We start from the raw sequence: 13,555 nt of genomic DNA, 5'->3' as shown, positions 1-13,555 counted from the left end.
GCCCTGCTTCCGTTGCGCCCGCTCCCGGCGGGCGCCGTCGTTTGGGCGGGTGCGCTGGCAGCCGCTGCCTTCGGCCTGACGCTGGCCGATGCACAGACACTGCCCGAAACCGCCAAGCCCGCCACGCACGCCGCAGCCACCAATGGCGCGGCAAGCCCCAAGGCCGTTGCCACGACCAAGCCCCTGTGGAACGAACTGAGCAATGAGCAGCAGCACGCCCTGAAGCCGCTGGCTTCGCACTGGAACACGCTGAACGCCGGCCAGAAGCGCAAGTGGCTGGCCTTGTCGCGCAACTACGCGAACATGCCCGCCGACGACCAGGTCACGCTGCACAGCCGCATGATCGAATGGGCGGCGCTGAGCAACCAGCAGCGCGCCCAGGCCCGCCTGAATTTCGCCGAGGTCAAGCGCGTGCCTGCCGACGAGCGCAAGCTCAAGTGGGAGCAGTACCAGGCGCTGAGCGAAGAAGAAAAACGCAAGCTCGCCGAGAGTGCCCCGCCCAAGCCCCGCGGCGCCGCCCTGCCGGTGCGCCCGGTCTCGTCGCAGAAGCTCGTGCCCGTGCCGGCCGTCACGCCGCCCGGGCAGCACACGCCCCGGATCGTGCCGGCCACGCCGCCCACGCCCGTGCTGCCGCCGGCGGCCATCGTGGTGAGTTCGCCGGCGACGCCCCCTGCCGCCGCGGAACGCCCCGCAGTGCCGGCCAGCACCGTGGTCGCCCCGGCGGCGTCGGCGCCGAGCAGCCTCACGCCGCCGCCGGTGCCCGCCGAGGCCCAGGTGCCAGCGCCGTCCGCGGCCACGGCGCCTGCGGCCTCGTCCTCCGCCCCCTGACCGAAGGTTTCGATGGTTTCCAGTTCGCCCGAGGCCTCGGTACCCGGCCAGTCCGCCTCGCCCTCTGCCTCCGCTCCCCATGCACCCGCTCCCGCGGTGCCCGGCCTGTGGCGACGCATGGCCTGCTGGCTCTATGAGGGCATGCTGCTGTTTGCGGTCGTGTTCGTGTCCGGCTGGCTGTTCAGCACGCTGGGCCAGATGCGCGACGCCATGGACGAGCGGCGTCACCTGCTGCAGGCCTTCCTCTTCGTGGTGTTCGGCGTCTACTTCGTCTGGTTCTGGGCCAAGGGTCAGACACTGGCCATGAAGACGTGGAACATCCGCATCGTCGATCGCCAGGGCCAGCCCGTCAGCCAGGGCCGTGCGCTGGCGCGCTACCTGCTGAGCTGGGTCTGGTTCCTGCCGCCGCTGGCCGCCATCGCCCCGTTCAAGCTGTCGGGCGGCGAGTCGACCGTGCTGATTTTCGGCTGGGTCGCCATCTGGGCGCTGCTGGCCCGTTTTCACCCCGAGCGCCAGTTCTGGCACGACGCCTGGGCCGGTACGCGGCTCATCACCTCCAAGCCGATGAGCCGCCAATGAGTGCCCTGCCCGACCCCGCCGTGAATCCGCAGAAGGCCCGCAAGGGCTTCGAGCGCGTCTGGCATGCCACCCTGATCTCGCTGCACGGCCTGCGCGCCGGCTGGAGCGAGCCGGCGTTCCGCCAGGAAGCCATCCTGTCGATGCTGATGATCCCGGCCGCCTTCTGGCTCGGACGCAGCTGGGTCGAGGTGGCGCTGCTCGCCGGCAGCGCCATCCTGGTGATGATCGTGGAGCTGCTCAACACGGCGGTGGAAGCCGCCATCGACCGCATCGGCCCCGAATGGCACGACCTCTCCAAGCGCGCGAAGGACATGGGCAGCGCCGCCGTCCTGCTGTCGCTCACGCTGTGCGGTGGCATCTGGGCCGCGGCCCTGTGGCAACGCTTCGTGTCATGAGCGGGTCCGCCGCCTGCGGCATGATCGCAGGATGACCCCTGAATTTTCGATTTGCGTGTATTGCGGCTCGCGCCCCGGCGAGCGCCCCGAGTTTTCCCAGGCCGCCCAGGCCGTGGGCCAGTGGATCGGCAGCCACCGCGGCCAGCTCGTCTACGGCGGCGGCCGCACCGGCCTGATGGGCACGGTGGCCGAGGCCACCCGCCAGGCCGGCGGCCGCGTCGTCGGCATCATTCCCAAGGCCCTGGTCGACAAGGAACTGGCCAACCCCCTGTGCGACGAGCTGCACGTGGTCGACACCATGCACGAGCGCAAGGCCATGATGGGCGAGCGCGCCGACGCCTTCCTCGCGATGGCGGGCGGCATCGGCACCTTCGAAGAACTGTTCGAGATCTGGACCTGGCGCCAGCTCGGCTACCACGACAAGCCGACCGGCATCCTCAACACCGCCGGCTACTACGACGGCCTGCTGAGCTTCCTGGCGCACAGCGTGCGCGAGGGCTTCATGGGTGAATGGCAGATGGACCTGGTGCGCACCGGCACTGACGTGCGCGAACTGCTGACCGCGCTGCGCGCCGAAGTCCCCTTGCACCCCCGCGACGACAAGCTTTCAGAAAACCTCTGACCCGAAAACCCCAAGAGCCTCGGGGTCCCATTCCAGCGAACACCGCGGAACCGGCTTTGCCGGGCCGCAGGTGTTGCCCCCGGTAGGGGGTTGGCGAAGCGACACGAAGTGCGCGCAGCCTGGGGGCGAGCCTAAACTGCGTTTTCGTTTTCTTCGCCGGTGCGGATGCGCACAATGCGCTCCACCTCGGTCACGAAGATCTTGCCGTCGCCGATCTTGCCGGTGCGCGCCGAGCTCACGATGGCCTCGATGCAGCGCTCCACGTCGCTCTCGTTGACGACCACTTCGACCTTCATCTTGGGCAGGAAGTCGACCACGTACTCCGCGCCGCGGTACAGCTCGGTGTGGCCCTTCTGGCGGCCGAAGCCCTTGACCTCGGTCACCGTGAGGCCGGTGACACCCACCTCGGCGAGGGCTTCGCGCACGTCCTCGAGCTTGAAGGGTTTGACGATGGCGGTGATCTGCTTCATGGTTTTTGTGCTCCGGCGGTTTCGTTGAACTTGCTGGTGATAGGGTAACGCCAATCCTTGCCGAAGCTTCGGTGGGTGACCCGGATGCCTACGGGCGCCTGGCGCCGCTTGTATTCGTTGATCCTGATGAGCCGCGCAACCCGCTCGACCACCGCGCGGTCGTAGCCCGCGGCAATGATCTCGTCGATGCCTTCATCGTCCTGCATGTAGCGTGCCAGGATGCCGTCCAGCACGTCGTAGGGCGGCAGGCTGTCCTGGTCGGTCTGGTCGGGGCGCAGTTCGGCGCTCGGGGGCCGCGTGATGATGCGCTCGGGAATCGGCGCCGCGCCGGTGCCGTACGGGTCGTGGGCATTGCGCCAGCGCGCCAGCGCGAACACCGTGGTCTTGAGCAGGTCCTTGATGACCGCGAAACCGCCCGCCATGTCGCCGTAGAGCGTGCAGTAGCCGGTGGCCATCTCGCTCTTGTTGCCGGTGGTCAGCACGATGGCGCCGAACTTGTTCGACAGTCCCATGAGCAGCGTGCCGCGGATGCGGGCCTGGATGTTCTCCTCGGCCGTGTCTTCCGGCCGGCCCGCGAACTCCCCGACCAGCGCGGCCTTGAAGGACTCGAAGGTGTGCCTGATCGAAATTTCGTCATAGCGCACGCCCAGCCGGCCGGCCATGTCGCGCGCGTCGATCCAGCTGATGTCGGCCGTGTAGGGCGACGGCATCATCACCGCACGGACCTTGTCCTTGCCCAGCGCGTCCACCGCGATCGCGAGCACCAGCGCCGAGTCGATGCCGCCCGACAGCCCCAGGATCGCGCCCGGAAAGCCGTTCTTGCCCACGTAGTCGCGCACGCCGAGCACCAGCGCGTCCCACAGCTGCGCCTCGGCGTCGCGCGGCGCGGCGATGGCCGACGGGTCGGCCACGACGGCGACGCCGCCCTGCGCCCCGCGCGCGAGCTCCATGAAGACCAGCCGCTCGCGAAAGCTCTCGGCCTGCGCGGCCAGCGTGCCATCGGCCTGCAGTGCGAACGAGGCGCCGTCGAACACCACCTCGTCCTGCCCGCCCACCAGGTGTGCGTAGACCAGCGGCAGGCCCACGGCACGCGCGCGGTCGGCCATGCGCGCCACGCGCTCGCCTTCCTTGCCGACGTGGTACGGCGAGGCGTTGATCACCGCCAGCACCTCGGCACCGCCGGCGCGCGCCAGCTCGGCCGGCGCGTCGAACCAGGCGTCCTCGCAGATCAGCAGGCCCACCGACACGCCGCCCGCCTCGAACACGCAGGTGCCCTGCCCCGGCGTGAAGTAGCGGCGCTCGTCGAACACCTGGTAGTTCGGCAGTTCGCGCTTGGCGTAGGTCTCGAGGATGCGGCCTTCCTTGAGCACGCTGGCCGCGTTGTGGCGCAGCTGCACGGCCACAGACCGGCTGCGCAGGCTGCCGCCGCTGGGATGCCCCACCACCACGACCATGTCTTTGAGGTCGGCCAGCGCGGCGGCGATGCCTTTCACGGCATCATCACAGGCTTCGGTGAAGGCGGGACGGAGGAACAGGTCCTCCGCTGCATAGCCGGCAATCGAGAGTTCGGGTGTCAGCAGAAGACGTGCGCCTTGCGCGTAGGCCTCGCGTGCGGCGCCGACGATCTTCTGCGCATTGCCGACGAGGTCGCCCACCACAAAATTGAGTTGCGCGATGGCGAGCTTGAGCGTCATACAGAAGGAAGAAAAAGGCTTGAACGATTATGTCATTCGGGTTCTGGCGTCGCCGTCGGACATCGACCCGCAAGCCTGGAACGCCCTGCTCGCCGCGCAGCCCGAACCCTCGCCCTTCATGCGCCACGAATACCTCGCGGCGATGCACGACAGCGGCAGCGCCTCGCCCGAGCGCGGATGGACGCCGCAGTTCGTCACGCTGTGGCGCGGCGAGGTGCTCGAAGCCGCCTGCGCGCTCTACCTCAAGGACCATTCCTACGGCGAGTATGTGTTCGACTGGGCCTGGGCCAACGCCTACGAGCAGCACGGGCTCGCCTACTACCCGAAGGCCGTGGTGGCGGCGCCCTTCACACCCGTGCCGGGCGCCCGGCTGCTGGCACGCGACGCACAAAGCCGCACGCTGCTGGTGCAGGCGCTGGTGGCGGTCTGCAAGGAACAGGAACTTTCGTCTTTGCATCTGCTGTTCGGCGCCGACGCCGACATCGCCGCGTGCACCGAAGCCGGGCTCATGCGGCGCCACACGGTGCAGTTTCACTGGACGAACACGCAACCCGGCTACACCAGCTTCGACGCATTCCTGGCAAGCCTCTCGCACGACAAGCGCAAGAAGATCCGCCAGGAGCGCCGCAAAGTCGCCGAGGCCGGCGTCAGCTTCCGCTGGTCGCGCGGCACCGACATCTCCAAGGCCGACTGGGATTTCTTCTACCGCTGCTACGAGCGCACCTACCGCGAGCACGGCAACCCGCCCTACCTCACGCGCGATTTCTTCCAGCGCATGGCCGACACGTTGCCCGAGGCGTGGCTGCTGTTCGTGGCGGAGCGCGACGGGCGCCCCATCGCGACCAGCCTGATCGCGCTCTCCACCGACGAAGCGCAACCGCTGGTGGCCTACGGCCGCTACTGGGGCGCGTTGGAGCGCGTCGACTGCCTGCACTTCGAGGCCTGCTACTACCAGCCCATCGCCTGGTGCATCGCGCACGGCGCGGTGCGCTTCGAAGGTGGCGCGCAGGGCGAGCACAAGATGGCCCGTGCGCTGATGCCGGTGCGCACCACCAGCGCCCACTGGCTCGCGCACCCGTCGTTCGCCGATGCCGTCGAGCGCTTCCTCGAGCGCGAAGGCGCCGGCATCGAGAACTACATGAACCACCTCGGCGAGCGCAGCCCGTTCAAGGCCGCCTGAACGGCTCTGCGGTGCCGGGGGCTGCTATAAAGCCGCCCGGCACTCAAACAACCACACACAACAGACAGGGAGCACCGATGCCATTCGTCGGACTGGGACTGCACATCCTCATCGCGCTGTACTTCGCCGTGCATGCCATGCGCCACGGCAAGCAGATGTACTGGCTCATCATCCTCTTCAGCTTTCCGCTGCTCGGCAGCATCGTGTACTTCGTGGTCGAGTACCTGCCGGCCTCGCGCATGCAGCGCACGGCGGGCAAGGTGGCGAACGCGGCCATCGGCTTCATCGACCCCGAGCGCGAATACCGCGCCGCCGCCGAGGCCTACGACCTCGCGCCCACGGCGCAGAACAAGCTGCGCCTGGCCAAGGCGGCGCTGGACCGCGGCCAGGCAGCCGATGCCGTCGGGCACTACCGCGACGCGCTGAAAGGCCCCTTCGCCTCCGACCCCGAGCTGCAGTTCGGCCTGGCCAGCGCGCTGATCGCCGAAGGCAGCCCGGCCTCGGCCCGCGAAGCCTCGCAGGCCCTGCAAAACCTGCGTGCCACGCGCGACGACTACCGCAAGGACGAGGTCGCCGTGCTGAACGCCCGCGCGCTCGCCGCCGAGGGCCGCACGCCGGAAGCGCGCGAGGCCTTCGAGGCTGCGCTGAGCAGCTACAACACGGTGGAAACGCGCGCCCGCTACATCGCATGGCTGGCGCAGCAAGGCGACACCGCCGGTGCGCAGCGCCATTGGAACGAGCTGCAGCAGGCGGCGCGCCACTGGAACGCGCATGCGCGAGGCGTCAACCGCGAATGGATGCGGCTGGCCGGGGATGCGGTCCGGGGCTGACGGCCCGGAGCATCCAGGCCGTCTTTCAAGCGAAAGAAAAAATTACTTCTTGTACGCGGCGATGCCGTCGAGAACTTCCTTCTTGGCGGCGTCGATGCCTTCCCAGCCCAGCACCTTGACCCACTTGCCGGCTTCCAGGTCCTTGTAGTGCTCGAAGAAGTGGCTGATGGCCTTCAGGCGCATCGGGTTCACGTCGTCGACCGACTTCCAGTGGCTGTAGATCGGCAGCACCTTGTCGGTGGGCACGGCCAGCACCTTGCCGTCGACGCCGGCTTCGTCTTCCATCATCAGGATGCCCAGGGGGCGGCAGGGCACGACCACGCCCGGCAGCAGCGGGTACGGGGCGATCACCAGCACGTCGACCGGGTCGCCGTCGCCCGACAGGGTCTGCGGCACGTAGCCGTAGTTGGCGGGGTAGTACATGGCCGTCGTCATGAAGCGGTCCACGAAGATCGCGCCCGATTCCTTGTCGACTTCGTACTTGATCGGGTCGGCGTTCATCGGGATTTCGATCACGACATTGAAGGCGTCGGGGACGTTCTTGCCGGGGGAGACTTTGTCGAAGGACATGACGTTTTTCGAGTAGTTGAAAAGTATGAGACGGATGGGGACAAACCCGGAGTTTACTTTCCGTGTCACGGGCCGGTCGCACGCGTGTGTGTTTTTGCCTGTAAATTGCAAGCGTTGGCCAATCGGCTCCGCACCTTCGGTGCAGCGAGCTTCGAGGAAGCAACGCGGCGGAGAACATGGTCCCGTACGCGTTGCGCGCAGGGCCCAGGCTGTCCGTCTCCACAAGTCACAACGAACGAATGGAGAAGCAAAGCATGAGCGGCAACACCCCCCTGATTCTTGCCATCGTCTGCGGCCTGGTGGCCGTAGGCTACGGTTTCTGGGCCCGAAGTTGGATTCTCGCCAAGGACCCGGGCAACGCCCGGATGCAGGAAATCGCCGCGGCCATCCAGGCCGGCGCGTCGGCCTACCTCGCCAAGCAGTACACCACCATCGCGGTGGTGGGCGTGGTGCTCGCGGTGCTCATCGCCCTCTTCCTCGACCTGACCACGGCCGTCGGCTTCGTGGTCGGCGCGGTGCTCTCGGGCGCCTGCGGCTTCATCGGCATGAACGTGTCGGTGCGCGCCAATGTGCGCACCGCGCAGGCCGCCACCCAGGGCATCGGCCCGGCGCTCGACGTGGCGTTCCGCGGCGGCGCCATCACCGGCATGCTGGTGGTGGGCCTGGGCCTCTTGGGCGTGACGGGCTTCTACTGGTTCCTGGCCGGCAGTGCGCCGAAGGCGGACCACAGCCTTGCGGCCATCCTCAATCCGCTGATCGGCTTTGCCTTCGGCTCCTCGCTGATCTCGATCTTCGCGCGCCTGGGCGGCGGCATCTTCACCAAGGGCGCTGACGTCGGTGCTGACCTGGTGGGCAAGGTCGAGGCCGGCATTCCGGAAGACGACCCGCGCAACCCCGCGGTGATCGCCGACAACGTGGGCGACAACGTCGGCGACTGCGCCGGCATGGCGGCCGACCTGTTCGAGACCTACGCGGTGACGCTGATCGCCACCATGGTGCTGGGCGCGCTGATGGTCACGGCGGCCCCGCTGGATGCGGTGCTGTACCCGCTGGCGCTGGGCGGCGTGTCGATCATCGCGTCGATCATCGGCTGCTTCTTCGTGAAGGCCTCGCCGGGCATGGTCAACGTGATGCCGGCGCTCTACAAGGGGCTGGCGGTGGCGGGCATCCTGTCGCTGATCGCGTTCTGGTTCGTCACGAGCTGGATCATTCCGGACAACGCCATTGCCACCAGCGGCAGCCAACTGAAGCTGTTCGGCGCCTGCTTCGTGGGCCTGGCGCTCACGGCGGCGTTGGTGTGGGTCACCGAGTACTACACCGGCACGCAGTACAAGCCCGTGCAGCACATCGCACAGGCCTCGACCACTGGCCACGGCACCAACATCATCGCGGGCCTGGGCGTGTCGATGCGCTCGACGGCCTGGCCGGTGATCTTCGTGTGCATCGCGATCCTGGCCTCCTACGCCCTCGCGGGCCTGTACGGCATCGCGGTGGCCGCGACGTCGATGCTGAGCATGGCCGGCATCGTGGTGGCGCTGGACGCCTACGGCCCCATCACCGACAACGCCGGCGGCATCGCCGAGATGAGCGAGCTGCCCGCCAGCGTGCGTGACATCACCGACCCGCTGGACGCTGTGGGCAACACCACCAAGGCCGTGACCAAGGGCTACGCGATCGGCTCGGCCGGCCTCGCCTCGCTGGTGCTGTTCGCGGACTACACCCACAAGCTGGAGAGCTTCGGGCTGAACATCAGCTTCAACCTGAGCGACCCGATGGTGATCGTGGGCCTGTTCATCGGCGGCCTGATCCCCTACCTCTTCGGTGCGATGGCCATGGAGGCGGTGGGCCGCGCGGCCGGTGCGGTGGTGGAAGAAGTGCGCCGCCAGTTCCGCGAGATTCCCGGGATCATGGAAGGCACCGGCAAGCCCGAGTACGGCAAGGCCGTGGGCATGCTGACCGGCGCGGCCATCAAGGAAATGATGATCCCCTCGCTGCTGCCGGTGGTGGTGCCGATCCTGGTCGGCCTGCTGCTCGGACCGAAGGCGCTGGGCGGCCTGCTGATGGGCACCATCGTCACCGGCCTGTTCGTCGCCATCAGCATGTGCACGGGCGGCGGCGCCTGGGACAACGCCAAGAAGTACATCGAGGACGGCCACCACGGTGGCAAGGGCTCCGAGGCGCACAAGGCGGCCGTCACCGGCGACACCGTGGGCGACCCCTACAAGGACACGGCCGGCCCGGCGGTGAATCCGCTGATCAAGATCATCAACATCGTGGCGCTGCTGATCGTGCCGCTGGTGGTCAAGTTCCACGCCGGCGATGCAGCGGCCGCCGTGCCGACCAAGGTCGAGACGCCGCCGGCAGCCACGGCCCCCGCCGCGACGGCACCGGCAGCCACGCCGGCCGCCACCCTCGCCTCGGCGGCCGTCGGAGCCACCGAAGCTGCCGCGGTGAAGGTCGAGAACGGCATCGTGAAGTTCTACTTCGCGAGCGCCAGCGCCGAGGTCGCGCCCAACGCGAAGGAAGCTCTGTCCGATGTCATCAAGGCCGTGCAGAGCGGCAGCACCGTGCTGGTGAGCGGCTACCACGACGCCAGCGGCGACGCGGCCAAGAACGCCGAGCTGGCCAAGCAGCGCGCCATGGCCGTGCGCGACGCCATCAAGGCGGCGGGCGCGCCCGAGGACAAGATCGAACTCGCCAAGCCCGAGCAGTCGCAGGCCGACGGCCCGGCCTCGGAAGCGCGCCGCGTCGAAGTGAAAGTGAAGTCCTGACATGCCCACGCCCGCCCGGCTCGAAGCCTTCATTGCCGCCGTCGAAGGCGGCGCGCATGCCCAGGTCATCGAAGATTTCTACACCGAAGACGCCACCATGCGCGAGAACCAGGCCGAGCCGCGGCGCGGGCGCAGCACGCTGGTCGCGCAGGAAAGCGCCGTGCTCGCACGCACCGAGTCGGTGGCGTCGACCTGCGTGCGGCCGGTGCTGGTGAACGGCGACCACGTCGGCATTCACTGGATCTTCGAGTTCACGTTCAAGGGCGGCGGGCGCATGCGCATGGAAGAGATCGCCTGGCAGCGCTGGGACGGCGAGCGCATCGCCGAAGAACAGTTCTTCTACGACCCGGCGCAGCGCAAGCCGGGCTGAGGATGCCCCGCCCGGACCGCGCGATCCGGGCTGGTTTTATGCAACATTTTCGATGTAACATTGAAATTGTTACATGAACGCATCCACCGCCACGCCCGATTCCACCGCCCCGCAGGACCTCTCCATCGAGGCCCTGGCGGCGCGCACGGGGGTCACGGTGCGCAACATCCGCGCCTACACCACGGGCGGCCTCCTACCGCCGCCGCGGCTGCAGGGCCGGCTCGGCCTGTACGGCGCCGACCACGTCCAACGCCTGGCGCTGATCCGCGAACTGCGCGAACAGGGCTTCGGCATCGAGGCGATCCGCCGCATCTTCACGCGCGCGCCGGCCTCCACCTGGCCCGACCTGCTGGCCGTGGCCCGCTCGGTGTCGGGCAGCCTGTTCGCAGAAGAAACGCCCGTGGTGGTGTCGGCCCAGGCGCTGGCCACCAAATGGCAAGGACAGATGACGCCCGCCCTGCTCGGCCGCGCCACCCGCGCCGGCCTCATGCGCGAATTGCCCGACGGCCAGGTGCAGGTGCTGAGCCCGGCGCTCGGCCAGGTCGCCGAGCAGCTGGCCGCGCTGGGCCTGCCGCTCGAAGCGGTCATCGGCATGCAGGAAACCATGGTCCGCACGCTGCGCACCGTGGCGCGGCGCTGGCTGCGCACGCTGGCCGACAGCCTGCTTTCCGGCGACACCCTCGATGCCGGCCGCGCCGCGCAGCTGCTCGAGAAAGCACGGCCGCTGGCCACCGGGGCGGTGCAGGCCGCCTTTCCCGTGATCCTGCAGCAGGAGCTCGACGCCCTGCTGCACAAGACCGCCTGATGCCGATGACACGACCTCGCCTCGCCCTTCTTCCGTCCCTGCTGCTGTTGCCGGCCTTCCTCGGCGGCGCGGCTTTCGCGCAGCAGCAGGCCCGCGGCGACACCACCTCCACGCTGGCGCTGAGCTTCGACGCCGCGCGCCAGCGCATGGTCGAGCGCTCCGACAAGCTGGCCGCCGCGCGCATGGCCGTCGAGGCCAAGGAACTGCAGAGCGAAGGCGTCAAGCGCCTGGGCGGGCCGGTGGTCAGCATCTCGGGGCTGGCCTATGCGTACAACGCGAACCTGAACCTCGACCTCGACCCCCTCAACCAGAAGCTCGGCCAGATCGGCTCGTCGCTGCCGCCGTCGATCCAGAGCTTCGTCTCGCGCGTGCCGATTCCGCAGCTGCCCAACAGCTACACGCTGAACCGCCACGACACCGGCGCCAACGCCTCGGTGTCGGCCGTGTGGCCGCTCTACCTCGGCGGCGCGACCGACGCGGTGCGCGGCTTCGTCTCAGCGCAGGCGCGCGAGGCCCAGGCCGATGCCGAACAGGCCGGCCACGAGGTCGACACGCTGCTGGTGCAGCGCTACTTCGGCGCCCAGCTCGCGCAGCGCGCCGCCACGCTGCGCCTGCAGGCCGAGCGCACCATCGCGCAGCACGACGCGGCGGCGCAGAAGATGCTCGCGGCCGGCGTCATTTCCCGCGTCGAGCGGCTGCAAGCCAGCGCCGCGTATGAAGAAGCGCGCCGCAACGCCCGCAAGGCCGAGAACGACGCCGCGCTAGCGGGCGTGGCCCTGGCGCGCACCGTGCGCGCCGAAGGCAGCGTCACGCCGCAGACGCCACTGTTTCTTATCAGCGCGCCGATCGAACCGCTCGGCCACTTCATCGATGCGGCGCTCATGCGGCATCCGGGCCTGGGCAAGGTCGCGGCCAAGAAGGCGCAGGCCGAGCAGCTGCACGAAGGCGAAGAAGCCTTGCGCCGGCCGCAGGTGATCGCCTTCGGCACGCGCGAGATCAAGAGCGGCAACGCCGACTGGGTCGCCGGCCTCGGCGTGCGCTGGACGCTGTACGACTCGGTCGACCGCAACGCGCTGTCGGCCGCCTCGCACAAGCAGGTCGAGCAGGCCGAGCGCACCGACCTGCAGGCGCGCAGCGACATCTCGCTGCTGGTCGAACGCAACTGGCGCGCGCTGGACAACGCGCGCCGCCAGTACCTCGAGATGAAGGTCTCGGTCGAGCTCGCACAAGAGGTGGTCAAGCTGCGCACCGCCGGGCTGCGCGAAGGCACCAGCACCACGCTCGACCTGATCGACGCCGAGACCAACCAGGCCAAGGTGCTGACCGAACGCGCGCAGGCCGCCAACGACTACGTGCAGGCGCTCGCGCAGCTGCTCGAGAGCGCGGGCCTGTCCGAGACTTTTTCCGACTACATCGCGCGCGCCGACGTGAAGGTGAACTGACCATGATGAGTGCCAAGACCCGCCGACTGATCGCCATCGCCGCCGCACTGCTCGTGCTGGTGCTGCTCGCCTGGGGCTTCTGGCGCGCCGCGCAGCCGGCGCCCGAGGTGTTCCAGGGCCAGATGGAAGCGCGCGAAACCGACGTGGCCGGCAAGGTCACCGCGCGCATCGCCGAAGTGGCGGTGAAGGAAGGCGACCGCATCCAGGCCGGCGCCCTGCTGGTGCGCATGGACAGTCCCGAGGTGCGCGCCAAGCTGGCGCAGGCCACCGCCGCCGAACAGGCCGCGCAGGCCGTGGCCGACAAGGCGCAGAACGGTGCCCGCCCGCAGGAGATCGAAATGGCGCGCATGCAGTGGCAGCGCGCCGAAACCGCTGCCCAACTCGCGCAGACGTCGTTCCGCCGTGTCGACGGCCTGGCACGCGACGGCCTCGTGGCCGACCAGAAGCGCGACGAGGCCGAAGCCAACTGGAAGGCCTCGCGCGACGCCGCCGTGGCGGCCAAGGCGCAGTACGACATGGCGCGCACCGGCGCCCGCCCCGAGGACAAGGCCGCCGCCAACGCGCAGGCGCGGCAGGTGGCCGGCGTGGTCGCCGAGGTGGAAGCCGCCAAGGCCGAGACCGAGCTGCGCAGCCCGGTCGGCGGCGAAGTGGCCAAGGTGCTCGCCAAGGTCGGCGAACTCTCGCCGCAGGGCGTGGCCGTGGTCACGGTGGTCGACCTGAACGACCAGTGGGTGGTGCTCAACGTGCGCGAAGACCGGCTGGCCCGCTTCGCACTCGACAAGGAATTCGACGCCCGCCTGCCCGCCCTGCCCGAGGACCGGCGCACCGCCCGCTTCAAGGTCTACTACAGCGGCGTGCTGCCCGACTTCGCCACCTGGCGCGCCACGCGCGGCGGCGCCGGCTTCGACGTGCGCACCTTCGAGGTCCGCGCCCGGCCGCTCAAGCCGATCGAAGGCGCGCGCCCCGGCATGAGCGTTCTGGTCGACTGACGCCGCCCCC

14 protein-coding genes are annotated in these 13,555 nt (G+C 69.0%); 11 read left to right on the top strand and 3 right to left on the bottom strand.

The features are described 5' to 3' along the window. The first annotated feature begins 12 nt into the window (after positions 1 to 12). The 4 genes from AC1RGU_RS17130 to AC1RGU_RS17115 are packed head-to-tail and all read left to right on the top strand — an operon-like array spanning position 13 to position 2,424. Positions 13 to 828 (top strand): DUF3106 domain-containing protein, encoded by an 816-nt coding sequence (locus tag AC1RGU_RS17130; RefSeq protein ID WP_491513552.1) that lies wholly within the window; start codon positions 13 to 15, stop codon positions 826 to 828. Between the two features lie 12 nt (positions 829 to 840). Next, positions 841 to 1,407, top strand: a complete 567-nt coding sequence (locus AC1RGU_RS17125; protein WP_492696959.1) for an RDD family protein — start codon at positions 841 to 843, stop codon at positions 1,405 to 1,407. Then, positions 1,404 to 1,802 carry a diacylglycerol kinase gene (locus tag AC1RGU_RS17120; RefSeq protein ID WP_062481435.1) on the top strand — a complete coding sequence of 133 codons (399 nt, stop codon included), beginning with the start codon at positions 1,404 to 1,406 and terminating at the stop codon, positions 1,800 to 1,802. Before AC1RGU_RS17125 ends, AC1RGU_RS17120 begins: the two co-directional genes overlap by 4 nt. Before the next feature lie 31 nt (positions 1,803 to 1,833). Then, positions 1,834 to 2,424 carry an LOG family protein gene (locus AC1RGU_RS17115; RefSeq protein ID WP_492696958.1) on the top strand — a complete coding sequence of 197 codons (591 nt, stop codon included), beginning with the start codon at positions 1,834 to 1,836 and terminating at the stop codon, positions 2,422 to 2,424. Between the two features lie 131 nt (positions 2,425 to 2,555). Here the strand turns inward: AC1RGU_RS17115 and AC1RGU_RS17110 are convergent, their stop codons facing one another. Together AC1RGU_RS17110 and AC1RGU_RS17105 are read right to left on the bottom strand one after the other, a co-directional pair. Beyond that, entirely contained in the window at positions 2,556 to 2,894 is a 339-nt protein-coding gene (locus AC1RGU_RS17110) for a P-II family nitrogen regulator (protein ID WP_056580191.1), read from the bottom strand. Next, entirely contained in the window at positions 2,891 to 4,588 is a 1,698-nt protein-coding gene (locus AC1RGU_RS17105) for an NAD+ synthase (protein WP_492696957.1), read from the bottom strand. The genes AC1RGU_RS17110 and AC1RGU_RS17105 overlap by 4 nt, the downstream gene beginning before the upstream one ends. A 19-nt stretch (positions 4,589 to 4,607) precedes the next feature. Between AC1RGU_RS17105 and AC1RGU_RS17100 the strand changes: the two genes are divergently transcribed. Both AC1RGU_RS17100 and AC1RGU_RS17095 read left to right on the top strand, forming a co-directional pair. Next, positions 4,608 to 5,768 (top strand): GNAT family N-acetyltransferase, encoded by a 1,161-nt coding sequence (locus tag AC1RGU_RS17100; protein WP_492696956.1) that lies wholly within the window; start codon positions 4,608 to 4,610, stop codon positions 5,766 to 5,768. A 77-nt stretch (positions 5,769 to 5,845) separates the two neighbouring features. Further along, a complete protein-coding gene (locus AC1RGU_RS17095; protein WP_095745530.1) occupies positions 5,846 to 6,598 on the top strand; it encodes a hypothetical protein in 753 nt (250 codons plus the stop codon). A 42-nt stretch (positions 6,599 to 6,640) separates the two neighbouring features. Here AC1RGU_RS17095 and ppa read toward each other — a convergent pair whose 3' ends face one another. Further along, positions 6,641 to 7,168, bottom strand: coding sequence for an inorganic diphosphatase (ppa, locus tag AC1RGU_RS17090; protein ID WP_007834256.1), 528 nt, complete (start codon positions 7,166 to 7,168; stop codon positions 6,641 to 6,643). Between the two features lie 254 nt (positions 7,169 to 7,422). On the opposite strand from ppa, the gene AC1RGU_RS17085 reads away from it, so the two are divergent. The 5 genes from AC1RGU_RS17085 (at position 7,423) to AC1RGU_RS17065 (ending at position 13,545) form a co-directional block, all read left to right on the top strand. Further along, the gene (locus tag AC1RGU_RS17085; protein ID WP_492696955.1) at positions 7,423 to 9,939 is read left to right on the top strand and encodes a sodium-translocating pyrophosphatase; all 2,517 of its coding nucleotides are present in this window, start codon (positions 7,423 to 7,425) and stop codon (positions 9,937 to 9,939) included. A 1-nt stretch (position 9,940) separates the two neighbouring features. Then, positions 9,941 to 10,309, top strand: a complete 369-nt coding sequence (locus tag AC1RGU_RS17080; protein ID WP_062481424.1) for a nuclear transport factor 2 family protein — start codon at positions 9,941 to 9,943, stop codon at positions 10,307 to 10,309. Between the two features lie 73 nt (positions 10,310 to 10,382). Continuing rightward, positions 10,383 to 11,114, top strand: coding sequence for a MerR family transcriptional regulator (locus tag AC1RGU_RS17075; protein WP_159271604.1), 732 nt, complete (start codon positions 10,383 to 10,385; stop codon positions 11,112 to 11,114). 5 nt (positions 11,115 to 11,119) lie between these two features. Continuing rightward, entirely contained in the window at positions 11,120 to 12,556 is a 1,437-nt protein-coding gene (locus AC1RGU_RS17070; protein WP_492696954.1) for a TolC family protein, read from the top strand. Between the two features lie 2 nt (positions 12,557 to 12,558). After that, positions 12,559 to 13,545: an HlyD family secretion protein gene (locus AC1RGU_RS17065; RefSeq protein ID WP_492696953.1), complete on the top strand. Its 987-nt coding sequence runs from the start codon at positions 12,559 to 12,561 to the stop codon at positions 13,543 to 13,545. Positions 13,546 to 13,555: the final 10 nt, after the last annotated feature.

It is taken from the genome of Variovorax sp. GW823-FHT02B07 (assembly GCF_058797695.1).
Note: the sequence above shows the minus strand (reverse complement) of the source record. Positions and strands in the feature narration are given on the sequence as shown.